The organism is thiotrophic endosymbiont of Bathymodiolus puteoserpentis (Logatchev), assembly GCF_900127505.1.
In the GTDB taxonomy this organism is placed as follows: Bacteria; Pseudomonadota; Gammaproteobacteria; order PS1; family Pseudothioglobaceae; genus Thiodubiliella.
Map to the genome: position 1 here is coordinate 54488 of NZ_UEXF01000027.1, position 24654 is coordinate 79141.

Sequence of the window (24654 nt, forward strand, 5' to 3'; positions counted from 1 at the left end):
ATTGCCCTCTGATGGGGAAAATTTTTGAATGGTTGTAAAAATCACACCTCCACCAGAAACTTTTAAAAGTTCCTTTATATGCGCTCTATTATTTGCCTGAACAGGTGTTTGGCGTAATAGTCCAATGCAATTTCCAAATGTGCCAAACAATTGGTCGTCTAAATCATTTCTATCGGTAAGCATTACAATGGTTGGGTTTCCCATTTGTGGGTGGGTGATGATTTGACCACTATAAAAAACCATTGATAACGATTTTCCCGAACCTTGTGTATGCCAAATAACGCCAATCTTGCGGTCGCCCTCTTTTGAATGCGTGGCTCTTATTGTTTGCTCAACGGCTTTTTGTACAGAATAATACTGATGATAAGCGGCAACTTTCTTTATTTTTGTTTGAAAAATTAAGCCTGTTTTTTCGTCTTTCTTTTCTTCTTGCTCAAATACAGTGCAATAACGAATTAACTCTACCAAAGTTTTTTTATTGAGCATATATTCTGTGAGAAGTTGTAATTCTGTTCTAATCTCTCCTTTTATTTCTTTGGGTGCTTTCCAAGATAGATAACGAGTAAAAGGAGCAGAAACACTTGATGTTGTTGCATCTATTCCGTCTGATATAACACAAAGGGCATTGTAATAAAAAATGCTTGGAACAGCTTTTTTATAGTTTTGAATTTGCGTGTAGGCTTTACGCAGTGTTGCCTTTTCATCAGAAGCACTTTTGAGTTCTATAAATACTAAAGGCAAGCCATTGACAAAAATGACGACATCAAAACGTTTCTCATTATTATTGTCTTTAACTACTAATTGGTTGACTACCCAAAAGCTATTATTCTCTGGATTTTTATCATCCAGTAAAGTAACGTTTATACCTTTGGTTCTTCCTTCTTTGGTGTATTCTACCGTTACGCCATTGGTCAATAGAGTATGGAAACGCTCGTTGTTTTCCATTATATCTTCTGTGCCGAGATTAATTACTTTTTGGTAAGCTTCAACTCTTGCAGATTCAGGAAGTGTGGGGTTTAATTTTTTAAGCGAGCTTTTAAAATGCTTTTCTAAAATTACAGATGTAAAATTTTCTCGTTGCGGGTTATCACTAATAGGCGAAATATCTGTGCCGTTAAAATAGGTATAGCCTTGACTAATTAATTGGTCAATGAATGATTGCTCTATACTATTTTCGTTTAAAGTATTCATAGGCTATTATTCAAAATTCTCTTTTAAAAAATCGGCAACATCATTCTCTACAAGTTCACTTTTTGCTTTGTAGAGCGTACCTATGAATTCTTTTACATCTTCATCTTCAATAATCCACTTAATTTGCTCATTTGAAAATGACGCTTCTAAAATTTCAAGAATTTCTTCATCTGAAAAACAATTGATATAAGGTGTTAATTGCTCAATGGAACTATGGGTTGTACCAAAATTACTTGAAAGCACAAGTTCTTTAATATTAGAACTATAAAGTTTGGGTTGCGATGTGTTTATAATTTCGCCTGAATCAACTTCAACAATATATTCTTCATCTTCAACTTTTATTAGCACATTTTGATTATCATCAATGTTATGCCAGTATTCAATGATATGTTCTTTTTTGATTTCTACTTCAACAAGTTCTGCATTTACTTTTTTTATGAAATAATCATCAAAGAATTGTGAAATACTCTTTTGTTTAAATTGTTCGTAATTCTCTACTACAACAATATTGTGATGCTTATTAAATGCTTCTTTTAAGCGTCCATCTTTTACACATACAAAAATATTCTTGTTAGGTATTTCTTGCAAATATTCAAGGACTGAAAAATATATCAAAGCATCTTTAAAGCCTTTATCTGTATTATCCTTCCCTTCAAAAGGTGGTTTTTTATTAAGGGCAAGCTCTTTAATTTGCGGTAATACATCATTATTTTTTAAGTCGATTACTTCAAACGGAATAGTTTCATCTTCAAGTAATTTTTCCAAGTAAGTATCAATATCAAATGATTTAGTATCCGATTCATTTAACCCAAATAGCTTATGAAAAGGATTGGATAAAAATCTATCTTTATTGGAAAATAATTTCTTCCTCTTTTGCATTTTTATTTCTTGGATAACAATTTCAGGTATGACAATATCTGCATCTTGAGTAAAACTCATTAGCATTTCCCTTCCTCCAAAAAAGTTTTTAGTATCTTGATTGGTAATAACGCTGGTATCAAAGATTACTTTTGCTTTCATACTGTATCTTCTTTAAATTCATCTACTCGTAATGCACCACTCATTAGTTTGGGTAATAGGGTGTCTCTTGTCTTTTTTAGGGTTTGGATTTGGGTGGTATTATTTTCAGTTTTTTCTAAAACAGAAGATAAACCTTTTCCTATTTTATTCATGGTCATAATGTCTGGAATCAATATGATTGCTTCATCTAAATGCCTTCTATTAATATGCCCCATAGTTGTTGCTTTATTTGCAGCAACATTTTTAAACTCCTTCAAATGATGTAATGTCCAAAAATAATAGAACCATTTTGGATAATTCTCTGATGAAACTTTAAATAAATGTTGATTTAAAGCACCTCTTCCATATTTCCATATAACAACTTCTAAACTACCAGACCAAGAAAATAATACATCGCCATTATTAATAATATATTTTTCATTTAAAAGTGTATTTGCTTTATCCGTATTACTTGTAATACCTTGCTTTAACTCTCTAATTTTTATAACTGGTAAAGTTTCTTCTCCCGCAATTGGTGGGTATTTTTGTAAAGCCAAACCATTTAAAAAGTCTGCTATCTCAGACAACTTCCCAACTCTCCACCCATCAGGCAATTCATCCCCAATTTGATATTTGCCAAACCATTCTTTAAAAATAGTTTGTGCGGTGGTTTCTAAGGTTTTGTTTTGGGCTTGTAGTAGTTCTATTTTGTCATCAAAGACGGTGAGAATTTTGGCTATGGCGACTTGTTCTGGGAGTGGTGGAAGGTTGATTGGAATATTTAATAAATCATTTTTTGAAATATTTGCTTGACTTGCACTTCCACTTGATTGGTTTCCAATATGAAATTGAGTATTATTCCATTTAAAAAAATAATAAAGTATTTCATTATGAAGCATTGATTTTTCTTTAGAAAAAATTTTAGCAACACGTTGGTTTAATAATGATTTTATAGGCAGTCTGTATTTAGAAACACCTCCTACTACCTGTGTTTTAGCAAATGGATGATTTCCAGTTAGTGCAATAAGCGTATCTCCTTTTTTAATTATGTATTTTTCTAAAGAAAAAGATACTTTATGAAAAACTACATCATTATGATTTGTATTGCCATTAGCCACATTTTTTATTTTTAATACTGGCAATTCATTATTTCCTGATTTAGAAGAAATGAAATTTTTAGACTTAAAANGAAAGCACAAGTTCTTTAATATTAGAACTATAAAGTTTGGGTTGCGATGTGTTTATAATTTCGCCTGAATCAACTTCAACAATATATTCTTCATCTTCAACTTTTATTAGCACATTTTGATTATCATCAATGTTATGCCAGTATTCAATGATATGTTCTTTTTTGATTTCTACTTCAACAAGTTCTGCATTTACTTTTTTTATGAAATAATCATCAAAGAATTGTGAAATACTCTTTTGTTTAAATTGTTCGTAATTCTCTACTACAACAATATTGTGATGCTTATTAAATGCTTCTTTTAAGCGTCCATCTTTTACACATACAAAAATATTCTTGTTAGGTATTTCTTGCAAATATTCAAGGACTGAAAAATATATCAAAGCATCTTTAAAGCCTTTATCTGTATTATCCTTCCCTTCAAAAGGTGGTTTTTTATTAAGGGCAAGCTCTTTAATTTGCGGTAATACATCATTATTTTTTAAGTCGATTACTTCAAACGGAATAGTTTCATCTTCTGCCAACTGTTGAATATAATCTTCTATGCTAAAATCTTTAGTGTCATCTTCATTTACGGCAAGTAATTTATGAAATGGGTTAGATAGAAATTTATCTTTATTGCTAGCTAATTTTTGCTTTTTCTGTCTTTTAATTTCTTGTATTACAGTTTCGGGTATTACAATATCAGCATCCTGTAAAAAACGCTCTAATTCAACTCTACCACCTAAAAAACTATTAGACTCAATATTATGTACAATATTGGTATCAAAGATTACTTTTTCTTTCATACAGCATTCTCTTTAAATTCATCTACTCGCAATTGCCCACTCATTAGTTTTGGTAATAAAGTATCTCTGGTTTGTTTTAAATATTTTAACTCATCTTTGTTTAGAGATATTTTGCTTGTTGTGGCGTTCGCAATCTTTGAGAATTCCTTTACCTTGCCCAAATTAGAAGGTAGAAAAACTTGATATTCAGGAATTGCTTTTTTTGATAAATGTAAAACGGTAGTTCCATTTGAATAACCTACACAATGCCCTTTGAATGCTCTATCTTTCATTAAGTAATAAAGAAATGAAGAAGATATATCTTTATGAATTGAAATCACTTTTACCAAATCCATTGTGATATACATTTTCTTGAAACCACCATTATCAAAAATAAAAGCAGGATTACCCAAAACTTCTGCATCTTGAGTTAAATCTGTATGAGCAACAACCAAATCACCAATTTGAACTTCTTGAGTGTCCTTTGGATTACCCTTGAAAGGTTTAAACCCTCTTGTTTGAAACCCTCCATTTCTATCAAAGCTTTTTAAAGAAACTAAAGCCTCATCACTTTCTTCAACTAAATCTTTTCCCTTATATGAATAGCCGTTTATTGTTTCTACCAACTCATCCATTTGAAACATTCTCCACCCCTCAGGCAACTCATCACCAATTTGGTATTTACCAAACCATTCTTTAAAAATAGTTTGTGCGGTGGTTTCTAAGGTTTTGTTTTGGGCTTGTAGCAGTTCTATTTTGTCATCAAAGACGGTGAGAATTTTGGCTATGGCGACTTGTTCTGGGAGTGGTGGAAGGTTGATTGGAATATTTAATAAATCATTTTTTGAAATATTTGCTTGACTTGCACTTCCACTTGATTGGTTTCCAATATGAAATTGAGTATTATTCCATTTAAAAAAATAATAAAGTATTTCATTATGAAGCATTGATTTTTCTTTAGAAAAAATTTTAGCAACACGTTGGTTTAATAATGATTTTATAGGCAGTCTGTATTTAGAAACACCTCCTACTACCTGTGTTTTAGCAAATGGATGATTTCCAGTTAGTGCAATAAGCGTATCTCCTTTTTTAATTATGTATTTTTCTAAAGAAAAAGATACTTTATGAAAAACTACATCATTATGATTTGTATTGCCATTAGCCACATTTTTTATTTTTAATACTGGCAATTCATTATTTCCTGATTTAGAAGAAATGAAATTTTTAGACTTAAAAGCATAACCATTTAAAACTTCTAAACCCACCTCCCCCAAAGTAGTCTCCACCCAACCCTTCGGTATCTTTTTCTCTCCACTCAAAATAATTTTCCCATATCTGCGAATATGCTCTTTAAGTTCATCGGATTTAATGGTGTTATAGCTAATAACATCAAAAAAATAAGGCAAATAAGTATCATCTTCCAAATGGCTTTTAATTTTAGCAGCAAGCGTAAAATCAGCATTTTTTCCCATTATGGCAATATCTACATCAGAGCCTTTCTTGTAATTTCCCATTGCTCTTGAACCAAACAATACAGCTTTATCAATATCTTTGTATTGCCTTAGCACATCAATAATTTGTTTTAGTTGTTTATCCGAAAGTCCGTTATTCACTTGCTATTTCTTTTTTTAAACCTGAAAAAAGTTGTTCAACAATAGGTGTAAATTTTTCATCTACAAATGTGATTACTTCATAAAAATTATCTTCATTGTAAGTATGAGTTGTTAAATTTCTTTTAGCCAAAGCATTCATCCAATCATCTCCATTATCAATAATATTAAATTGAAATGCTTGCCTTATAACTGCTTTGGGGCTATTTACAAGCGTTCCCTCATTTTCTAAATAATCTTTTAGTGTTTTCCACGACAACTCTATCAAAACTTCAAAGGCTTGAATTAAGGCCATTTGAAATGCTTCTCTTTGACTATCTTCTCTATATTCGATGATCCTTCTTTGAAAAACAATATAGGCTTTTTCAAAATTTTGAAATCGCTGTTGCCATCTAATATTTGTGTACATAATAGTATCCCTTTAAAGCTGAAATCCAATTTTAGTCAATTGTGTAGCAACTTCTTGGTTTAGTTCGGCTTCTTTATCCATTTGTTGTTTTAAAGTGGCTGTCAGTTCTGCCATTTTAGTTTCAAATGATATTCCGTCATCTTCCTCATCAGGTATGCCTACATATCTACCGGGTGTTAATACGTGAGCGTGTTTTTCTATATCTTCAATGCTAGCAGATTTGCAAAAACCCTTTACATTTTCGTAGTTCTCGCCTTTACGCCAGTTATGATAAGTTTCTGCTATCTTTTGAATGTCTCCCCAACCATTTTCGTGAAAGTCGCCTTTATTCTCTTCGTCATCTGAGTCAGATAGGTTTCGATGAACACGGTCTTTCATATAACCCATTTCAGAAGCATCAATAAATAAAACATCTTTGCTATGGCTGTTTTTCTCTCGTCGTAAAAACCAAATACACGCAGGAATACCTGTGTTGTAAAAAAGTTGTTTAGGTAAGGCGACAATACATTCGACTAAATCCGCTTCGACTAAGTTTTTGCGAATATCTCCTTCGCCCGAAGTGTTAGAACTCAACGAACCGTTAGACAAAACAGTTGCCATTACACCTTTTAGAGACAAGTGGTACAACATATGTTGCATCCAACCAAAGTTGGCATTTCCGTTAGGTGGTGTTCCATATTTCCAACGTCCATCTTCTTGTAGAATATCAACGCCCCATTCTTTTTGGTTAAAGGGTGGATTGGCTAAAATGAAATCAGCTTTTAAATCGGGGTGAGCATCTTTTAAGAAAGAACCTTCCGTATTCCAAGCCACAAATTTTGAATTGATGTTACGAATAGCCAAGTTCATTTTAGAAAGTTTCCAAGTGGTTTGGTTGCTTTCTTGTCCGTAAACGGTAATGTCTTTTACGCTTCCGCTGTGTTCGGTGACAAATTTTTCACTCATTACAAACATTCCGCCACTACCACTTGCAGGGTCATAAACTCTGCCCTTGTAGGGCTCTATCATTTCTACCATGAGTTTTACAATGGCTTTTGGCGTATAAAATTGTCCGCCTTTTTTCCCTTCTGCATTAGCAAATTCACCCAAGAAATATTCATAAACTCTTCCAAAAAGGTCTTTTGAGTTTCTATTTTCTACTTGTAACTCGGTGTTGGAGATTAAGTCAATCAATTCACCCAAAGAAGTTTTATCTAAATTGGCTTTACCAAATACTTGCGGTAATACATTTTTGAGTTCCTTGTTTTCTTTTTCTACCGCTTCCATTGCTTCATCAATGGTTTGTCCGATAGTTGGCAATTTTGCTTGTGAATGAATATGACCCCAACGCGCTAATTTTGGAACAAAAAAGACATTTTCGGCAATATATTCATCTCTATCTTCTGGGTCGCTCCATTCGTCAGCTTCTAATTTGTCATAGAGTTCTGTAAATGATTCAGAGATATATTTTAAGAATACTAATCCTAAAACTACATGCTTATACTCAGCAGCATCAATGTTTTTTCTTAATTTATCCGCTGCTTTAAATAATTTTTGCTCAAAACTGCTGTTGTCTTTTTTTGCCATATTTTTAAATATCCTTTATTGGTGCGATTGTTGTACACTAACTTTATCATCTTCTTTCTTAATGTATCTTGACCAGTTTGAATTCTCTTTTGAAATTAATGATTCTATCCTAATAACTAGCATTTCAAATTTATCATCGCCTACATACGGAGTAGAGTTAGTTATGTAGAGATATTTTTCATGCTTAAGTGTTTCTGAGCTTGTACGATACTGAATCCAATTTTCTTGGAATTTATATATTCCACTAGCTGCTGCTGAAATAGCAATAACTACACCAAGAACACCAATAATCCACCCCAAATAATTAATAGAACTTAAAAGGCCTGATAAAAGTGGAATTAAACTAGCACAAATAATTTCAGTCACTCTGAGCCATTTAAACCATTTTTGATTAAACTGGCTTTTCTGATCGTACCAATCTATTTGATCTTGTAGGCGATCTGTCAGATATTGCTCTTCTTTCATCATCCAAACTGCTTATATATAGTGTCTGGATAGCGATAGTTCTTGTTGTCATCATACATTGAATAATTTTCAATCGCATAACTAATAATTTTTTGGGAAAAAGGGATAAAGATAGCACCGATGTCTCTAATTATAGGTGGACATGTGTCTGCATTAACGCTTCTTGAGTTATCCAAGTTAACACCGATGATAGTGCAGCCTTTTTCAATAGCGACCTCTGCTTCCCAACGAACATATTTATATTTGTTTTTGGTATCTTTGCCGATTAGAAGAACATATTTACCTGCCATATTAATCCTTTCTCGACATTTTCTTTTTATATATTCCTCGTTTTCAGAATTAATTTCATTTGATAACTGGCAGTCTGTGAAGTTGAAGTCTATACGATCATTATTCTTCCATGCTTGCATAAGTCGGTAATAACAAATGTCTGTACTGCTAAAACCTACAAATGTTCTGGGTAATCCCATTAGTTTCTCCTTGATATATAATTATTAGCATAAGACATTGTCGCCCTGATACACTGCATTAAAAATAAAATCAGACATATTTGTTTTAAAACCTGATATTTAGCATTATGGCCAATATTTGTTATTTTTTTACATAACTTTAATGCAGATAATTATTATACTGCCTGAATTTAAATTCTAAACGCAACTTTTTGTTGACTAATACCTAATTCAAATGCTATTTTCTTAGGCGGGTGTTATCTAAGCGAACCATTGGCTACTCATTTAACCATCGCTCCTATGATAGGTGCTGCGGGTTGGTAAGGGGAGTTTTGGCTTCTAGTTGTTTTACAATTTTCTGATGACAGGTAAATTCTTTGCTATTGTTAGGCGTTCGTTAGGGCATAAGTGTGTTTGACTGACATTGCCCCCCCTTCATGTACAGCATGAGAAAAAATGACTGAAAATTAGAAGTTAACAATAAGATTAACAGAGGTGCGATTAAATTTAGCATCTGAGCCGTTAATATTGAAACTTCTAAAGGCATCGGCATGGATTTTATGCTTGGCATGCTCCAACTCTAAATTATAATTTTCGTTGAAATTAATACCTACTTTAGCGCTAATATAATGCCCATCAACTTTGGTTTTCCCTTTCGTTCCATAATCAGCCCCGCCAGGAGTGCCACTATAGTAAGATTTATGCCAGTTACCTTTAATTTTGGCATAACCTAATCCAATGTAAGGGGTGGATTTATTAATGGCTGTAAAGTTATACAATCCCCCTAAATAAAGATCAGTAGTTTGCATATATGAGGAAGGAGAAGACACCACAACATCTACTGGACCAGCCGTCGTATTCTTTTTAAAAGCACTGCCATCATCATGAATGAGTGCTGCATCTTGGGTTGGCATTTTAATTTTAGTAAAGTAAAGCCCCAGTTCGTAGCCAAAACCAATTTTTGGCGTGTATCTTAAATTGTAACCAACAGAACGGGCATTGGAAATCTTCCCATCATAGACTGTAGCATTTACTTCAGTAATATCGTTAGGGTTGTTGCCAACAAAAGCACTAAAATCTTGATGTTTTCCAGAAATATCTGCATCAATACTACCGATAGATTGACTTAAATAAACCCCATGTTTAAGCGTCATTTTTGCTTGCACTTGAGAGATAGTGACAATTAGAAAGATAGTTGTTAGTGTTGTTTTTAACATTTTATTACGCCTCTTAAAATTTATAAATTAAACTGCTGATCATTTATTACCAAATCAGATAATAAAATTGGCATTATATCAGTTGACCCTTGGGCTAAATGGAATTTTTTAGTGCTCTTTAAACAAAAAAATCACACAGGTGCTTGCCATACACGACATTGAGGCTAAGGGCGCTCATTTTTGACGGAAATTTTATTTTGTGCTTTAAGGAGACCTTTGCATAAATAGGAACAATCATCAGAAACCCACTTTTCACCCACTTGGCGATTTTTTAAACCCAGCCTTAGCCCTGCTAGAACAAGGTTTAAAAAAATCACCAATTGGGCAAAAATTGGATTTTGCTAATCATCCCTATTTATGCAAAGGTCTCTTAAGATGACAACTCAAAAGAGCAATTGATTTCATCAAATCCAAATCCTCGAGATTGTAAAAACCGTTGTTGTTTGGATTTTTCTTTGTAATTACTTGGGGAGACTTCGCCATATTTTGACACTCTAACTTCTTTTGCTAAGGCGAAAAAATCATACGCAGACAAATCAAAATTATCAATGCCTCGTTGTTTGAGGTCCATGGCTATTTTGATTGAACCTTTGCCTTGATTGAAACGCATTTGAACAAATTCATTGGCAAATCGTTGGTCAGATTGATAATTTTGGCTTTTGAGCTTGTCCAATGCTTGCTCTATGTCATCTGCTTGATACTGCTGCGCAAGTTTGTTAGTGAGCTCCAAATAAGAATGCTCGCGTCTAGCGAGCATTTCTAAAGCACTATTATAAGCTGTTTTACTTAGAGCCTGCATCCTGATTTATATCATCTTCTGGTGTTAGTATTTTTTGCTTGATTTTTTCTTCCAAATCTAGACTCATTTCTGGATGTTCTTTTAAATAATCTCGTGCGTTATCTTTGCCTTGCCCAATTCTTTCGCTACCAACACTATACCATGCACCTGCTTTATCCACCAAACCATGCTTTACACCCAAATCAATAATTTCACTTTCACGAGAAATACCCTCATTGTAAAGAATTTGAAACTCAGCTTGTTTGAATGGTGGCGCCACTTTGTTTTTTAAAACTTTAACACGGGTTTCGTTGCCTAGAATTTCATCGCCTTTCTTAATCGCACCAATGCGACGAATATCCAAACGCACTGAGGCATAAAACTTCAGTGCATTGCCACCTGTCGTGGTTTCAGGGTTGCCAAACATCACGCCAATTTTCATACGCAATTGGTTAATAAAAATCACCATGGTGTTGGTTTTTTTAATATTAGAGGTGAGTTTTCTCAAAGCTTGAGACATTAAACGCGCCTGCAGGCCCATATGTGATGCACCCATTTCACCTTCAATTTCCGCCTTAGGTGTAAGTGCTGCAACAGAGTCAATCACGACAACATCCACACCACCTGAGCGCACTAGCATATCAGTAATTTCTAACGCCTGTTCGCCTGTGTCAGGTTGGGAGATTAATAGCTCATCTGTATTAACGCCTAATTTTTTAGCATATTGTGGATCAAGTGCATGCTCTGCATCGATAAAAGCCGCGGTGCCGCCGAGTTTTTGCATCTCAGCAATTACATGTAGGGTTAAGGTGGTTTTACCTGAGGATTCGGGACCATAAATTTCAATCACACGCCCACGGGGCAAGCCACCAATACCAAGTGCAATGTCTAAACTTAAACTACCTGTAGAAACTGCCTCAATATCAGTATTGGCTTCTGCATCACCCAGAAACATAACTGAACCCTTTCCAAATTGCTTATCGATTTGCGTTAATGCAACTTTTAGAGCTTGCTTTTTCTGTTCATCCACGGTGTTTCTCCTTAGGTAAAATGTGATGTAATTATATACGAAATATTATGACAACTTTTTCAAAAAATGACACGCATTTTATGTCACTAGCACTCCAACTCGCACGCAAAGGTCGATACGGCGTTGCATCTAATCCTATGGTGGGGTGCGTGATCGTCAAAGACAACAAAATTCTCGCTGAAGGCCATCATCAAACTTTTGGTAAGGCGCATGCAGAAATTAACGCACTCACACAAATCAATCACCAAGCTGATGGTGCCACACTGTATGTGACTTTAGAGCCGTGTGCACATCAAGGTAAAACGCCGCCATGCGCTCAAACCATCATTGATGCAAGTGTAAAAGAAGTGGTAATTGCTACGCTTGATCCCAATCCTTTGGTGAGCGGCAAAGGCGTAGCAATATTAGCAGATGCAGGTATTGTTGTTAGAACTGGTTTACTTGAAAACGAGTCCAAAGAACTCAACCGTGGCTTTATCAAACGCATGGAAACAGGCCTGCCTTTTGTCACTTGTAAAATCGCCATGAGCATAGATGGGAAAACTTCTATGGCATCTGGGCAAAGCAAATGGATTACGGGCAAAGAAGCAAGGCAAGATGTGCAAAAATTACGCGCTAAAAATCAAGCCATACTTACTGGCTCTAGTACAATATTGGCAGATAATCCATTAATGACAGTGCGCCTTGATGGTGTTGATAGTACGCCACTTCGTGTTGTTATTGATGGCAAAAACCAAATTACTGATACCACGCTCAAGATATTTTCCAATGATGCTAATACCAAAATTTTCAATAGCGGAAATACTCAACTCAATAAGGCTGGAAAATTAGATTTGCATCATGTCTTAGTGCAATTGGCACAACAAAATATTAATAGCGTCTTGCTAGAAGCGGGCCCTAAATTGATTGGTGCTATGGTAGAAGAAGGGCTGGTGGACGAATTTATCCTCTACACCGCACCAATATTAATGGGCAGTCATGCCACTTCAATGATGGCGCTTGCCATTCAACAAATGGATGAATGTTTGGCACTCAATATTAGAGATATTAGAATGGTGGGTAACGATATTAAAATAACAGCAATACTAAAGTGAGCATGACATCATTAACAAATAAAAATATCATCTTAGGTGTTAGTGGCTCAATTGCCGCTTACAAAGCGCCTGACATTGTTCGTCGCTTGCAAGATTTGGGTGCTGAGGTGCGCGTCATACTCACTCAAGGTGGCTCGCAGTTTATTACTGAGTTATCATTACAGGTGACTTCGAGAAACAAAGTGCATGATAATCTCTGGGACAAGGAAGTTGAGCTCTCCATGGGACATATTGAATTAGCCAAATGGGCTGATGCTATTTTAATTGCACCTACCAGTGCCAACACCATTGCTAATCTGGCCTCAGGAAAGGCTGATGATTTACTGAGTAGTGTCGTCTTGGCGAGTGATTGCCCAATACTTATTGCACCTGCAATGAATCAACAAATGTATGCTTCTGCTAGTGTGCAAGCAAACTTGAAAACATTGACTAAGCACCAAACTTTAATCATTGCGCCTGAGAGTGGTAAGCAGGCTTGTGGCGATATCGGTGAAGGTCGCTTAACCCAACCCATTGATATTGCTAAGCAAGTTGGGAATATTTTTCAAACTACCAAACTCAGTGGCAAAAAAGTCCTAATTACCCTAGGTGCAACCATTGAGGCGATTGACCCTGTTAGATATCTATCCAATCATTCGAGTGGCAAGATGGGTTCAGCACTCTCAGATGCTTGTATTGAAGCTGGGGCACAAGTGACATTAGTACACGGCAATATCAGTGTCATACTCAATCAAAAAGCGCAGATAATATCAGTAATGAGTGCTAGAGAAATGTACCAATCAGTCATGGACAACATTGCTGGGCAAGATATCTTTATTGCTTGCGCTGCGGTGAGTGATTATTCGACAAAAAATATTGAAAAAAATAAAATTAAGAAATCTGAAAAAACACTAATTTTAGAATTAACACCCACCAAAGACATTTTACAAACAGTCTGTAAATTAACACAAAAGCCTCTATGTATTGGCTTTGCCGCAGAGACACAAAATTTAGTTGAAAATGCCCAAAACAAGTTAAAAAATAAGGGTTGTGATGCCATTATTTTAAATGATGTTTCTAGGTGTGATTTAGGCTTTAAAAGTGATGAAAATGAGGTGTTGTTTTTAACCCAAGAAAACAGTATAAAAATTGAAAAAAATAGCAAACAAAAATTGGGTCGAAAAATCATTGAAATACTCAGTGAACAATTTTTATAAGATAAAAAACCTTGTTAAATCAACACTCAATAGAGTTACCCACAAATATGTGGATAACTCTGTTAATATCTCTATAAAAACAAGTAAAAACATTGATATATTGCGCTTTCTTATGGTTTTGAATAAAAAACAATCATTTATTTTTTTTAATTAAAAATCAATAATTTATAAAAAAATGTAAAAAAATAATTTTGATAAATATGTCATTTTTTTACTTTTTTCCCATTATGGGGAAAACTTTTTAAGTTTCACGCATTAAATCAGGTGTTTCACAGAATATTGGCGTATTCTAAACTGATGAGATTGCTAAAAATTATGATGTTATTTTATGTCCACTACTTATGCTAATTTACGCCCTTAGTTTCTTACTTGGGATTGGGTTATTTTCACTCAAAAATACACTGCAAATCAGCCCTATGGAATGGGTGGTAATTTTTGCGATATTTTTAACAATTTTCACGACATTTAAACACCACAAACCGCTAAGTTTAAATTTAGCGATTTTGGTACTTGGTTTTGCTTGGATGGGGGTTGTATCAACACAAATCTTAAGTGCTAAAATTCAAGATAATTACCTCAATAAGCCAATTCTTGTCAGAGGTGAAATTGTTGAATTGCCAGAAAAAACTTCACGCAGTACAAAATTTATTTTTAAAGCAAGCTCTCCTTTTCAAGGACGCTTAAAATTAACTTGGTATAGTCATTATAACAATAAAACCATCCTCGCCAAAGTACCTAACTTACGCACAGGGGAATCTTGGCAATTACTACTAAAATTAAAACACAATAATGGTTATCAAAATCTAAATAGTTTTGATTATGAAAAATGGTTATTCTACAAACGCATTAATGCCACAGGTTATGTGCGTACTTCATCTGATAATCAGCGCATTAATACCGATGATGGTGCATTTTCAATAGATAAAGTTAGACAAGATATTCGCTATTTACTCTCACCACAAATAGAAAAAAAGACATTTGGCGGTGTAATTAATGCATTAATTATCGGCGACCGCTCTTTGATTCCTGATGCACAGTGGTCATTATTCAAATCCACCAATACCACTCACCTTAGCGTGATTTCTGGATTACATATTGGGCTTATCTCTGGTTTTGTATTCTTACTGGTACAATTTTTATGGCGTTATTCCGCACGCTTAAGCATCATGATACCTGCACAGGTTATTGCTGCTTATTTTGGACTTATCTCTGCACTTTTATATGCATTGATTTCGGGATTTTCAATTCCAACAATTCGTGCCTTTATTATGGCAAGCGTGGTGTTTATTTCAATTATTCTTAGGCGTCATCATGATATTTGGCAACTCTATGGTATGGCATTGATATTGGTACTTCTTCATAACCCGTTAAGTGTTTTTAGCGTTGGTTTTTGGTTGTCATTTTATGTGGTGGCAATCATTATCTATGGTGCTGGGCAACATCAAGAAAAATCTTGGCTCTATCGCTTAATCTATATACAACTACTCATTAGTTTTTCCTCGTTGCCGCTTAGTATTTGGTTTTTTTCTGTTACTTCAGCCTTATCACCAATTGCAAATTTAATTGCCATTCCAATATTTAGTTTTATTGCCACTCCACTATCGCTAATCTCCGCCTTGCTGACTTTTAGTGGCCTTACTTATTTATCAGAGATAAGTTTTTCCATTGTTAATCAGTCATTGGTTTACCTGTTCGTCTTGTTAGAGCAATTACAACAATTTGATTTCAATCAATGGCATTACACGCAAACCTCATTGATAGATTTAGCGCTTTTTATCTTACTTGTATGTGTTGCTATTCTCCCTAAAGCATTAAAACTTCGTTGGCTATCTGTACTTGTATTGGGCTTGATGATATTGATACCTAACCCTAAAATGGATGACAACTCGGTACTAATTACGACGCTTGATGTCGCTCAAGGATTAGCCACTGTGGTGCAAACCAAAAACCATGTTTTATTGTTTGATACTGGCGCAAAATATCCTTCTGGTTTTAATCTTGGAGGGAGTGTCATTGCGCCTTATCTTCGTGCAAAGCACATTCAATATTTAGATAAGATTGTTATTTCTCATGGTGATAATGACCATATTGGTGGTCTTGATAATATTTTAGAAAATTTCAAGGTAGGTGAGATACTTAGTTCAGTGCCTGAGAAAATTCAAACAAAAGCTTTGACTTGTCAAAAAGGACAAAGTTGGCAATGGGATGGCATAATGTTCAAGATGCTAAACCCCGAAAAAGAAACCAGCTTTAAAGGTAACAATACCTCTTGTGTGCTTAAAATTTCTAATAAGAAATATAGCGTGCTACTCACTGGTGATATTGAGAGAAAAGCTGAGCACCATCTTGTACAAAACAATAAAGAAGAGCTCAAAAGCACCATTATGCTTGCACCGCATCATGGCAGCAAAACATCTTCAACACAGGCATTCTTAAACGCAGTATCACCATCATTGATTGTGGTATCCAGTGGCTTTAACAATCGCTTTAAACACCCTGCTAAAACCATTATTAAGCGTTATCAATCCAATGGTATCAAAGTATTAAAAACTTCTTGCTCTGGTCAAATTGATGTTTTACTTAGCGATACAATTAACATTAAGGAATATAGAAAAGAGTCTGCGTATTACTATTTGCGCCAATGCGAGGATTAATTATAACTAATATGACTAGATTGAGTACCTAGTAATGCATTAACTTCGTCAATTAATTGCTGGTTTGGAGTAACGAAATATGTGATATCTAGCAGCGCAAAACCTCTAGATTGTTTAACCTGATAATGCAGTCTAACTGGACACTGACCTTGATTTTGTTTGAGTACTGTTGAGAGTTTTTCAAACAGCGATATATGTTGATTATTGAGCAATATCTCAAAGCTTCTGGCATGCTTTTCTTTCACCACATCAATATTTTCAATTTTATCAACGACCAATTGCCAGCCATCTCGATAGTCATCTCTTTCTATTTTCCCAGAAGCCACAACCACTGTATCAATAACCAAAGCGTCACTCACAGAATATTTTTCATCTACCTCTGCGCTTAACACTTTGGAAAAAATAACCCCATTCAATGTAGCTTTACTATCTTCAAGTGTGATTGAGGCCATTAACTTGCCATTTTTGGTATTTCGATAATACACATCAGACAGTAGAGCCAATACTCGCACTTCTTTATTGTTTCTATATGCTAGCTTACCAGGAAAAGTGGCAGAAATATATTGTAAATCACGCTGATATTCATCAGTCGGGTGGTTGTAAAAATAATAGCCCATCACTTTATTTTCAAATTGCAGCGTTTGCCTGAATGAAAAACTTGGCACTGATAAATAATTCGCCTCATACTCATTACACTCTGACGCCTCGGCAAACAAACCACTTTGCCCACTTGAATGGTCGTTTTGTCGTTGCTCTGCTTGCCTCACTGCACTTGGATAAGTATTAATCAAAATCGCTCTATCAATTTTAAACCCGTCTAGAGCGCCACTATAAATTAAAGCCTCTAAAGCACGCTTATTAAGCATTTTCTTTTCTATACGCATACAAAAATCAAACAAGTCTTGATAATTACCATTCTTTTCACGCTCGGCAACCAAAACTTCAACCAAAGACTCGCCAACACCTTTGATAGCACCTAAACCATAAGTCAGCGTTTTATCATCTTGAATGCTAAATTCATACAGTGATTCATTCACGCTCGGCACTTTAACAATAAGCCCCATGGCTTGTGTCTCACCAACAGTAAAACTAATTCTATCAGTATCAGTCATCATCCCTGAAAGCACAGATGCCATGAAAGCAGCGGGATAATGCACCTTAAGCCAAGCGGTTTGATACGACACATAGGCGTATGCTACCGAGTGTGACTTGTTAAATCCATAACCTGAGAATTTATCAATTAAGTCAAAAATTTCATTGGCTTTATCTTCATCAATATCATGTTTTGCCGCACCCTTAACAAATACGCTTCGCTGTGCATCCATCTCTTCAGCAATCTTTTTACCCATCGCCCTACGCAATAAATCTGCGCCACCAAGCGAATAATCTGCCATTACCTGTGCAGACTTCATCACCTGTTCCTGATATAAAAATACGCCATTAGTGGGTTTTAAGATGTCTTCTAGCATTTGGTGCGGGTATTTCACTTCTTGCTTACCATGTTTTACATTGATATAATCATCTACCATGCCTGCATCAAGTGGACCTGGACGATACAAAGCAAGCATTGCCACAATGTCTTCAAATGAGTCTGCTTGTAATTTCTTTAGATAACCACGCATACCTTCCGACTCTAACTGAAAAATACCCGTGGTATCACAACGCTGCAATAAATCATAAACACCCTTATCATCTAATGACAAAGTATCAATATCAATCAGTGCTTCACTCAGACCCTTAGCATAAACAAGCTTAACAGTTTTATCAATGACCGTTAAATTAGACAAACCTAAAAAGTCAAATTTAACCAGTCCAAGCGCCTCAACATCTTTCATGTCAAATTGCGAAACCACACCATCTTCTGCGCTGGCTTTGTAGACTGGACAGAAATCACTAATTTTACTTGGTGCAATTAATACACCACCTGCATGCGTACCCACATTACGCACCAAACCTTCTAACTGCAAAGATAGGTCTATTAGCGTTGTTACACTTTCCTCAGAGTTATATCGATTTGTTAATTCTTCTGAAAACCATTTGTCTTTATTTTCTTGAGATTCATCCTCAGAAAAACGACCTAATGCACGCGATAAATTGATCTTTAAATCATTTGGAATAGATTTAGAAATACGATCACTAAAACCATAAGGATGCCCTAAAACACGCCCCACATCACGCACCACACCCTTAGCCGCCATAGTACCATAAGTGATAATTTGCGATACTTTTTCAGCGCCATATTTTTGCGATACATACTCAATCACTTCATCGCGACGATCAGTACAGAAATCCACATCAAAATCTGGCATAGAAACACGCTCGGGATTTAAAAAACGCTCAAACAATAATTCATGCTTAATCGGGTCAACATTAGTAATACCAAGTGCATACGCCACTAGTGAACCCGCACCAGAACCACGACCAGGTCCTACAGGTATACCATTGTCTTTAGACCAACGAATAAAATCAGCAACGATTAAAAAATAACCAGGAAAATCCATTTGTACAATCACTGAGAGCTCAAACGCTAAGCGCTCATCATAAATCTCACGCTCAATTTCTAACCCTTCTAAGCGTTTATCCAATCCTGATTTTGACTCCTGAGAAAAGAATTTTGCCATGCTAAGCCCTTCAGGTACGGGGAAATCTGGCAAATAATTCTTTTTATATAATTCAAAATGTACATTACAGCGCTTAGCAATTTCAACAGTATTAGTAATCACCTCAGGCAAATCAGAAAACAAGGTATTCATCTCATCGCCAGATTTTAAATATTGCTCTGCACAATAATGTTTTTCTCGCCTTGCATCCTCTAACAAGCCACCTTGAGAAATACAAATACGCGCCTCATGTGCTTCAAATTCATCACTTTCTAAGAATGCCACATCATTAGTTGCCACCAAAGGGATATCAAGCTCCAAACCCAATTCAACACAAAGATGCAGGTGCTGTTCATCTTGCATACGGCTCGTACGCTGCACACCTAAATAAAATCTATCTCCAAATGTGGTTTGCCAAATAGCTACTTTTTCTTTTGCCTTAGGTATTTGATTCTCAATTAGTGCTTGCGCCACATCGCTACGGACGGCTGGTGCAATCAATATCAATCCTTGATTATGCTGAATTAATTGTTCAGCACTAATGCTTGCGCCTTCCATCCCCTCGCCTTTTAGATAAGACAAAGAGATTAATTCAGATAAATTTAAGTAGCCCTGTTGATTTTGACACAAGAGCAATAAAAAAGATTTTTTACCTTCATTTTCAAGTGCAATTTCAGTACCAAAAATCGGTTTAACACCAGAACTTTTTGCCGTCTTATAAAGTTTTACAGCGGCAAATAAATTACCATTGTCCGTCAATGAAATTGCACTCATGCCTAACTTCTTAGCCTGATTGACTAATTTTGGTATACGAATCAAACTGTTATCAACAGAGTATTCACTACGGCATTGAAGGTGGACAAATTCAGTAGGCATTTAAAAGAATCTTAGTGTGTGGATTTTAAAAGTTTTATTTTAATCTTAAAATTAACTCAATCAATGATAAAAATAATTTTAAGATTCAGCCCTCTAATAAGACAAGTTAATATAAAAAGTTTCAAGCCTCTATATGCTTTTAAAAGTAGTAAATTATCATTTCCTACTCTGATATTTTTGTCGTTAAACTCATCTCTTACAGACAAAAAAATACCCCAATAAAGGAGTATTTTTTTTGGATAGTTAGGTGAGTCTAAAAACCCACAGGACCTGCATTAGCTTGGTCTTTAGCCTGCTGCTGAGCATTGAGTGCCTGAGCTTTGGCTTTATTGGCCAATTTCACACATTTCTTACCACCAGCCTTTTTAGCTTGTTTAATGAACTTTTTTGTATCACGCCATTCAAAACCAACTTTTTTAGCCTTTCTATTCTCAGCACTTGCTGCAGAGATTGCACTTTTACATGCAGCAGAAAGCTCAATTCCAGAAGCCTTACCAGAAGGGGAATTCTTCCCATTATGTGCATGGTCCGCTGCAACTAAATCAACTTGGACAGACAAAGCAAATGCAGTTAATGTTATTAATAATAGTTTTCTCATGTTATTCTCCTTTATTGTCTATATTCGGTACCAGAAATCTCCATGCCATTACTCATCACAGTATGGAAATATTCTAGATTATCATATTCTTTCTTATGTCTTTTAAATGGCTTAGCACGAACCTGCTTATTACAACCACCATAACGACGCTGAATAGTACCAAAACCATCACCTTTCTTTTTAGCCCATTTACCACGCCATACAGGGAAGTGTGTAATATGGCCTAACGCTGGTGATAATGTGTCACCACGAATACGCTGACCTGCAAAATCTATATGACAGTTTGCACAAGAAAGATTCAACTGACCACGCTTAGCATAGAAGAATTTTTTACCATCTTTATAAGCCGCCAACGCCTTAGCATCGCCTTCTGGAACAATGACATTAATCGTCTGACCTTCAGCAATAGTGGTTAAATAAGCCGACATCCATGCCAACTTACCTTTACCAGTACTAATTTTCTTCTCGCCATTCTTAACGCGACAATCAACAATGGACTGCTCTAAAGTATCAACCTTACTTTTAGCAGTATTCCATCTTGGAAATTGCGTACGAATAGTTTCATCGCCACCAGAAAAACAGCTGGAATAAGTTTTACCATTCTTAAATGCTGTCTTCCATAGCTTTTCACCTTTCTCAATATAATCTTCAAACGGAGGCATCTCCATCACTGCTTCAAACTGCCCCATTTTATCTTCACTCATTGCATAAGGACCTTTAGAAAAGTCATTTAACGACAAGTGAGAAAACTTCTTCTTGAAGTGACCTTGAAATGCATCAATATCAGCCTGAACAACTGACGACTGCTGTGCCGAAAATACAGTAGTTGAGCTTAATAAAGCCGCTACTGCCATTGTTGTTATAATTTTTTTCATTATTCCCTCCTTAATAAAAAACAGGATTACTTGGACTTTGCAGTCTTAGAGCCTGTTTTACCTTTATTATCCTTATATTTAAGTTCAATTGTGTCACCCTTAACACCCGCAACTTTAAACTTAAAGTACGGGTCTTTAGACATTGAACTACCAATATCTGCATCAACCACTTTATTGCCATTGTGCAATATAACCATGTGGTCAATGTGGTTTGCAGGAACTAATTTACCTTTTTTCTTACGAAGACCAGTTTCCATTGGGTGTTTAATTAACGCTTTAATACTGATAACGCCTTTTCTAGCTTTTGGCTTTAATTTAATCTTTGCCATAATAGTTTCTCCTAATTATAATTAATATATTGAATTAACCGCCGCAGCCGCCAATAGTTACTTTAACTTCTTTCGTTACTTTAGTGGTAGAACCACCTGCAGTAACCAGCGCATCTACTGCTGAAGTTTTACCCATCTTAACACGGGTAGAAATAAAGCCAACTGCACCAAACAAATTAAATGAAGCCACCAATGGCGTGCTATTTTCTTTTACCAAGAAAGAAATATTAGTTACATCACTTATCTTAGAAGCATTTACTTCCATTGGTACCTTTGCACCATTCTCAGCAATCTCAGGGGCTTTGAATTTAAATAAACCTTTACCTGCACTTGCTACATTTGATACTGCTGTATTTGACAAACCTTTGAATTTCGCTGATGCAGCGAAAACTGTTGACGGTGTTAGCAAGCCTGCACCTACTGCTGTTGCAACTGCAGAACCTGCTATTGCACTTTTTAAAAATAATCTTCTTTCCATTTTAACTCTCCTTGTTTATAGTGAATGAATAAAATCTGTAACTGAATCAACTTGCTTTTCAGTTAAAATTTTATGCTTGCCCATTGGTGGCATTAAAGAATTTGGATTCTTAACGGTTGCATCCCAAATTTGTGCTCTCAAAACCGCTCTATTTGGAAACCTTGCTTTCATTGCAACAAGTGGTGGTGCAACATTACCTGGCTGCGTACCACCCTGAATGTTATGACAACCTAAGCAATTACCGTGACTTCTACTAAATGCAGGGGCACAGCCTTCAACATTCGCAGGATATGTTTGTTTACACAATTTTGCCGCCTTCTTTAGTGCTTTCTCTTCCTTCTTACCTGCATAAGAAGGTGTTGCAAGAATTGCGATACTTACTACTGCGGATAATACTAATGTAGAAAAATGTTTGTTTTTAATCATTTTTTCTCCTCTTTATTTAAAAAATAAAAACCTTCAGCTGACTCTATAGGAACAACTGGATAGCCATAATACCTATATTGCAAACGAACGCAAGACTATCATTAAAACATAATATTACGATATATTAAACTTGTTCAGCGGCCTTAATAAGCGCACGCGCCTTATGCATGGTTTCATCCCACTCAGATTGTGGCACTGAATCATGCACAACCCCTGCGCCAGCCTGAACATAGAGTTTTTTATCCTTGATGACTGCGGTACGAATGGCAATTGCCATATCCATGCAACCGTGCCAGGAAAGATAACCAATCGCACCTGAATAAATATTGCGCTTAAGTGGCTCAACCTCATTGATAATTTCCATAGCACGGATCTTAGGTGCACCACTAAGTGTGCCTGCTGGAAAAGTAGCTCTCAATACATCAATCGCACTCATACCATCTTGCAAGCTACATTCAACATTTGACACAATATGCATCACATGTGAATATCGTTCAATTGACATTTTATCGGTTAACTTCACACTGCCTATTTTGGCAATTCGACCCAAATCATTTCTACCTAAATCAATGAGCATTAAATGCTCAGCAATTTCTTTCTCGTCTGCCAATAAATCTTTTTCCAACGCTAAATCTTCTGCTTCATTACTACCACGCTTGCGTGTACCCGCCAAAGGTCTTACTGTGGCTGTGTTGTTAGCATCAAAACGCGTGAGAATTTCAGGTGATGAACCGACAATTGCACTGTCACCTAAATTCAGATAATACATATAAGGTGATGGATTCAAAAAGCGTAATTGGCGATACAACTCCACAGGTGGTGCACTGAATTTGCTACTCAATCGTTGTGATGGTACCACTTGCATCACATCACCTGCAACAATATATTGTTGAATTTTTTCAACCGTAGTTTTATAATTGTCTTCACCGAAACTTGAGACAAAATCTTGCTCTTTTAAATTATCTGATTGATACTGTTCGCGCTTGTATGGCACTTGGATTTTATTTGAAATTTCCTCTAATCGTGCTTGTGCATCTTCATAGTTTTGCGTGTCTGGGTTAATATGAGTAATGATAAATGCTTGATTCAGAACATTATCAAATACCACCAAATCATCAGACACCATTAACAAAATATCAGGCATACCCAATTCGTCTTGTTGGTTAATTTTGGCTAATTTTGGCTCGATATAACGAATGATTTCATAACCAAAATAACCAACCAATCCACCATTAAAATCTGGCAATTCATCTATCTTCGGTACTTTGTACTGACTTAAATATTCTTCAACCCACATCAATGGGTCATCTACCTTATTTGACTCAAGTAACTCACCTTGATACTCAATACGCACATCATAGTCAAAGACTTTAATAACAGTTTGCGCATGCAAACCAATCATTGAATAACGACCCCATTTCTCTCCACCTTCAACCGATTCAAAAAGATAAGAATAAGGATTGTTAGCGAGCTTCAAATACAAATCTAATGCTGTATTTTCATTTGTATCAATCGAAATAGTTTTGTAAACAGGAATATGGTTATATCCATCAGCTACCGTTTTATCAAAATTCGCTTTATTCATGGCGAGACTCCCGTATTAACCCAATATAATTTATAAAATTCATAAAACAACACCTTTCCCACCAAAAACTCGGTAAATAGCTAGCTATTATTCTCATTTTTAGATAAAAATGCGCTATTTTCTGCATTCCCTAAATCACACTGGATTAATACAAGAGCCTCAAGCGTATTTTATATTAAAAGAGACCTTTGCATAAATAGGAATCATCATCAGAAACCCACTTTTCATCCACTTGGCGATTCTTTAAACCCAGCCTTAGCCCTGCTAGAATAAGGT

Annotated in this window: 22 protein-coding genes; 3 read left to right on the forward strand and 19 right to left on the reverse strand. The window is 35.6% G+C overall.

Annotated elements, in window-relative coordinates; all coding sequences use genetic code 11:
• The 12 genes from BHECKSOX2_RS04065 to recA all read right to left on the reverse strand — a co-directional run.
• The coding region (locus BHECKSOX2_RS04065) for a type I restriction endonuclease subunit R (protein ID WP_139682598.1) at positions 1-1191 on the reverse strand (1191 nt) is incomplete at its 3' end.
• A 6-nt stretch (positions 1192-1197) separates the two neighbouring features.
• Positions 1198-2211, reverse strand: a complete 1014-nt coding sequence (locus tag BHECKSOX2_RS04070; protein WP_139682574.1) for a PIN domain-containing protein — start codon at positions 2209-2211, stop codon at positions 1198-1200.
• The gene (locus tag BHECKSOX2_RS04075) at positions 2208-3389 is read right to left on the reverse strand and encodes a restriction endonuclease subunit S (RefSeq protein WP_280953229.1); all 1182 of its coding nucleotides are present in this window, start codon (positions 3387-3389) and stop codon (positions 2208-2210) included. The genes BHECKSOX2_RS04070 and BHECKSOX2_RS04075 overlap by 4 nt, the downstream gene beginning before the upstream one ends.
• Positions 3373-4164, reverse strand: coding sequence for a PIN domain-containing protein (locus BHECKSOX2_RS04080; protein ID WP_139682576.1), 792 nt, complete (start codon positions 4162-4164; stop codon positions 3373-3375). The genes BHECKSOX2_RS04075 and BHECKSOX2_RS04080 overlap by 17 nt, the downstream gene beginning before the upstream one ends.
• Positions 4161-5756 carry a restriction endonuclease subunit S gene (locus BHECKSOX2_RS04085; RefSeq protein WP_139682577.1) on the reverse strand — a complete coding sequence of 532 codons (1596 nt, stop codon included), beginning with the start codon at positions 5754-5756 and terminating at the stop codon, positions 4161-4163. Before BHECKSOX2_RS04085 ends, BHECKSOX2_RS04080 begins: the two co-directional genes overlap by 4 nt.
• Entirely contained in the window at positions 5749-6162 is a 414-nt protein-coding gene (locus BHECKSOX2_RS04090; RefSeq protein WP_139682578.1) for an HI0074 family nucleotidyltransferase substrate-binding subunit, read from the reverse strand. Before BHECKSOX2_RS04090 ends, BHECKSOX2_RS04085 begins: the two co-directional genes overlap by 8 nt.
• Before the next feature lie 12 nt (positions 6163-6174).
• Positions 6175-7728, reverse strand: a complete 1554-nt coding sequence (locus tag BHECKSOX2_RS04095; RefSeq protein WP_139682579.1) for a type I restriction-modification system subunit M — start codon at positions 7726-7728, stop codon at positions 6175-6177.
• A 15-nt stretch (positions 7729-7743) separates the two neighbouring features.
• Entirely contained in the window at positions 7744-8196 is a 453-nt protein-coding gene (locus BHECKSOX2_RS04100; protein ID WP_139682580.1) for a DUF4231 domain-containing protein, read from the reverse strand.
• Positions 8193-8663, reverse strand: a complete 471-nt coding sequence (locus BHECKSOX2_RS04105) for a TIR domain-containing protein (RefSeq protein WP_139682581.1) — start codon at positions 8661-8663, stop codon at positions 8193-8195. Before BHECKSOX2_RS04105 ends, BHECKSOX2_RS04100 begins: the two co-directional genes overlap by 4 nt.
• A gap of 446 nt (positions 8664-9109) precedes the next feature.
• Positions 9110-9859, reverse strand: a complete 750-nt coding sequence (locus tag BHECKSOX2_RS04110) for a hypothetical protein (RefSeq protein ID WP_139682582.1) — start codon at positions 9857-9859, stop codon at positions 9110-9112.
• 370 nt (positions 9860-10229) lie between these two features.
• Positions 10230-10658, reverse strand: a complete 429-nt coding sequence (locus BHECKSOX2_RS04115; protein ID WP_139682583.1) for a regulatory protein RecX — start codon at positions 10656-10658, stop codon at positions 10230-10232.
• On the reverse strand, positions 10642-11667 hold the full coding sequence (gene recA / locus BHECKSOX2_RS04120) for a recombinase RecA (RefSeq protein ID WP_090717452.1): 1026 nt from the start codon (positions 11665-11667) through the stop codon (positions 10642-10644). Before recA ends, BHECKSOX2_RS04115 begins: the two co-directional genes overlap by 17 nt.
• Before the next feature lie 47 nt (positions 11668-11714).
• On the opposite strand from recA, the gene ribD reads away from it, so the two are divergent.
• From ribD to BHECKSOX2_RS04135, 3 genes are all read left to right on the forward strand, one after another.
• The gene (ribD, locus tag BHECKSOX2_RS04125) at positions 11715-12761 is read left to right on the forward strand and encodes a bifunctional diaminohydroxyphosphoribosylaminopyrimidine deaminase/5-amino-6-(5-phosphoribosylamino)uracil reductase RibD (protein ID WP_139682584.1); all 1047 of its coding nucleotides are present in this window, start codon (positions 11715-11717) and stop codon (positions 12759-12761) included.
• Between the two features lie 2 nt (positions 12762-12763).
• Positions 12764-13957, forward strand: a complete 1194-nt coding sequence (coaBC, locus tag BHECKSOX2_RS04130; RefSeq protein WP_139682585.1) for a bifunctional phosphopantothenoylcysteine decarboxylase/phosphopantothenate--cysteine ligase CoaBC — start codon at positions 12764-12766, stop codon at positions 13955-13957.
• A gap of 416 nt (positions 13958-14373) precedes the next feature.
• The gene (locus BHECKSOX2_RS04135) at positions 14374-16611 is read left to right on the forward strand and encodes a DNA internalization-related competence protein ComEC/Rec2 (protein ID WP_245391312.1); all 2238 of its coding nucleotides are present in this window, start codon (positions 14374-14376) and stop codon (positions 16609-16611) included.
• Here BHECKSOX2_RS04135 and dnaE read toward each other — a convergent pair.
• From dnaE to trpE, 7 genes are all read right to left on the reverse strand, one after another.
• Positions 16608-20087 carry a DNA polymerase III subunit alpha gene (gene dnaE / locus BHECKSOX2_RS04140; protein ID WP_139682587.1) on the reverse strand — a complete coding sequence of 1160 codons (3480 nt, stop codon included), beginning with the start codon at positions 20085-20087 and terminating at the stop codon, positions 16608-16610. The two genes, BHECKSOX2_RS04135 and dnaE, sit on opposite strands and share 4 nt — an antisense overlap.
• 253 nt (positions 20088-20340) lie before the next feature.
• The gene (locus BHECKSOX2_RS04145) at positions 20341-20685 is read right to left on the reverse strand and encodes a hypothetical protein (RefSeq protein WP_139682588.1); all 345 of its coding nucleotides are present in this window, start codon (positions 20683-20685) and stop codon (positions 20341-20343) included.
• A gap of 11 nt (positions 20686-20696) precedes the next feature.
• Positions 20697-21560 carry a sulfur oxidation c-type cytochrome SoxA gene (gene soxA / locus BHECKSOX2_RS04150; protein WP_139682589.1) on the reverse strand — a complete coding sequence of 288 codons (864 nt, stop codon included), beginning with the start codon at positions 21558-21560 and terminating at the stop codon, positions 20697-20699.
• Between the two features lie 26 nt (positions 21561-21586).
• The gene (soxZ, locus tag BHECKSOX2_RS04155) at positions 21587-21889 is read right to left on the reverse strand and encodes a thiosulfate oxidation carrier complex protein SoxZ (RefSeq protein ID WP_090716782.1); all 303 of its coding nucleotides are present in this window, start codon (positions 21887-21889) and stop codon (positions 21587-21589) included.
• Positions 21890-21923: 34 nt separating this feature from the next.
• Complete coding sequence (locus BHECKSOX2_RS04160; RefSeq protein ID WP_139682590.1) at positions 21924-22367, reverse strand: thiosulfate oxidation carrier protein SoxY; 444 nt, start codon at positions 22365-22367, stop codon at positions 21924-21926.
• A 15-nt stretch (positions 22368-22382) separates the two neighbouring features.
• Positions 22383-22793, reverse strand: a complete 411-nt coding sequence (gene soxX / locus BHECKSOX2_RS04165; RefSeq protein ID WP_090716778.1) for a sulfur oxidation c-type cytochrome SoxX — start codon at positions 22791-22793, stop codon at positions 22383-22385.
• A 124-nt stretch (positions 22794-22917) separates the two neighbouring features.
• Positions 22918-24378, reverse strand: coding sequence for an anthranilate synthase component I (gene trpE / locus BHECKSOX2_RS04170; protein ID WP_139682591.1), 1461 nt, complete (start codon positions 24376-24378; stop codon positions 22918-22920).
• Between the last annotated feature and the right edge of the window lie 276 nt (positions 24379-24654).

Excerpts from the sequence above, each read along its gene's own strand:
- BHECKSOX2_RS04160 (WP_139682590.1), bottom strand. The coding sequence starts at position 22,367 with ATGGAAAGAAGATTATTTTTAAAAAGTGCAATAGCAGGTTCTGCAGTT.
- BHECKSOX2_RS04100 (WP_139682580.1), bottom strand. The coding sequence starts at position 8,196 with ATGATGAAAGAAGAGCAATATCTGACAGATCGCCTACAAGATCAAATA.
- BHECKSOX2_RS04145 (WP_139682588.1), bottom strand. The coding sequence starts at position 20,685 with ATGAGAAAACTATTATTAATAACATTAACTGCATTTGCTTTGTCTGTC.
- BHECKSOX2_RS04105 (WP_139682581.1), bottom strand. The coding sequence starts at position 8,663 with ATGGGATTACCCAGAACATTTGTAGGTTTTAGCAGTACAGACATTTGT.
- dnaE (WP_139682587.1), bottom strand. The coding sequence starts at position 20,087 with ATGCCTACTGAATTTGTCCACCTTCAATGCCGTAGTGAATACTCTGTT.
- soxA (WP_139682589.1), bottom strand. The coding sequence starts at position 21,560 with ATGAAAAAAATTATAACAACAATGGCAGTAGCGGCTTTATTAAGCTCA.
- BHECKSOX2_RS04115 (WP_139682583.1), bottom strand. The coding sequence starts at position 10,658 with ATGCAGGCTCTAAGTAAAACAGCTTATAATAGTGCTTTAGAAATGCTC.
- soxX (WP_090716778.1), bottom strand. The coding sequence starts at position 22,793 with ATGATTAAAAACAAACATTTTTCTACATTAGTATTATCCGCAGTAGTA.
- BHECKSOX2_RS04135 (WP_245391312.1), top strand. The coding sequence starts at position 14,374 with ATGGAATGGGTGGTAATTTTTGCGATATTTTTAACAATTTTCACGACA.
- soxZ (WP_090716782.1), bottom strand. The coding sequence starts at position 21,889 with ATGGCAAAGATTAAATTAAAGCCAAAAGCTAGAAAAGGCGTTATCAGT.
- coaBC (WP_139682585.1), top strand. The coding sequence starts at position 12,764 with ATGACATCATTAACAAATAAAAATATCATCTTAGGTGTTAGTGGCTCA.
- BHECKSOX2_RS04090 (WP_139682578.1), bottom strand. The coding sequence starts at position 6,162 with ATGTACACAAATATTAGATGGCAACAGCGATTTCAAAATTTTGAAAAA.
- trpE (WP_139682591.1), bottom strand. The coding sequence starts at position 24,378 with ATGAATAAAGCGAATTTTGATAAAACGGTAGCTGATGGATATAACCAT.
- ribD (WP_139682584.1), top strand. The coding sequence starts at position 11,715 with ATGACAACTTTTTCAAAAAATGACACGCATTTTATGTCACTAGCACTC.
- BHECKSOX2_RS04070 (WP_139682574.1), bottom strand. The coding sequence starts at position 2,211 with ATGAAAGCAAAAGTAATCTTTGATACCAGCGTTATTACCAATCAAGAT.
- BHECKSOX2_RS04110 (WP_139682582.1), bottom strand. The coding sequence starts at position 9,859 with ATGTTAAAAACAACACTAACAACTATCTTTCTAATTGTCACTATCTCT.
- BHECKSOX2_RS04095 (WP_139682579.1), bottom strand. The coding sequence starts at position 7,728 with ATGGCAAAAAAAGACAACAGCAGTTTTGAGCAAAAATTATTTAAAGCA.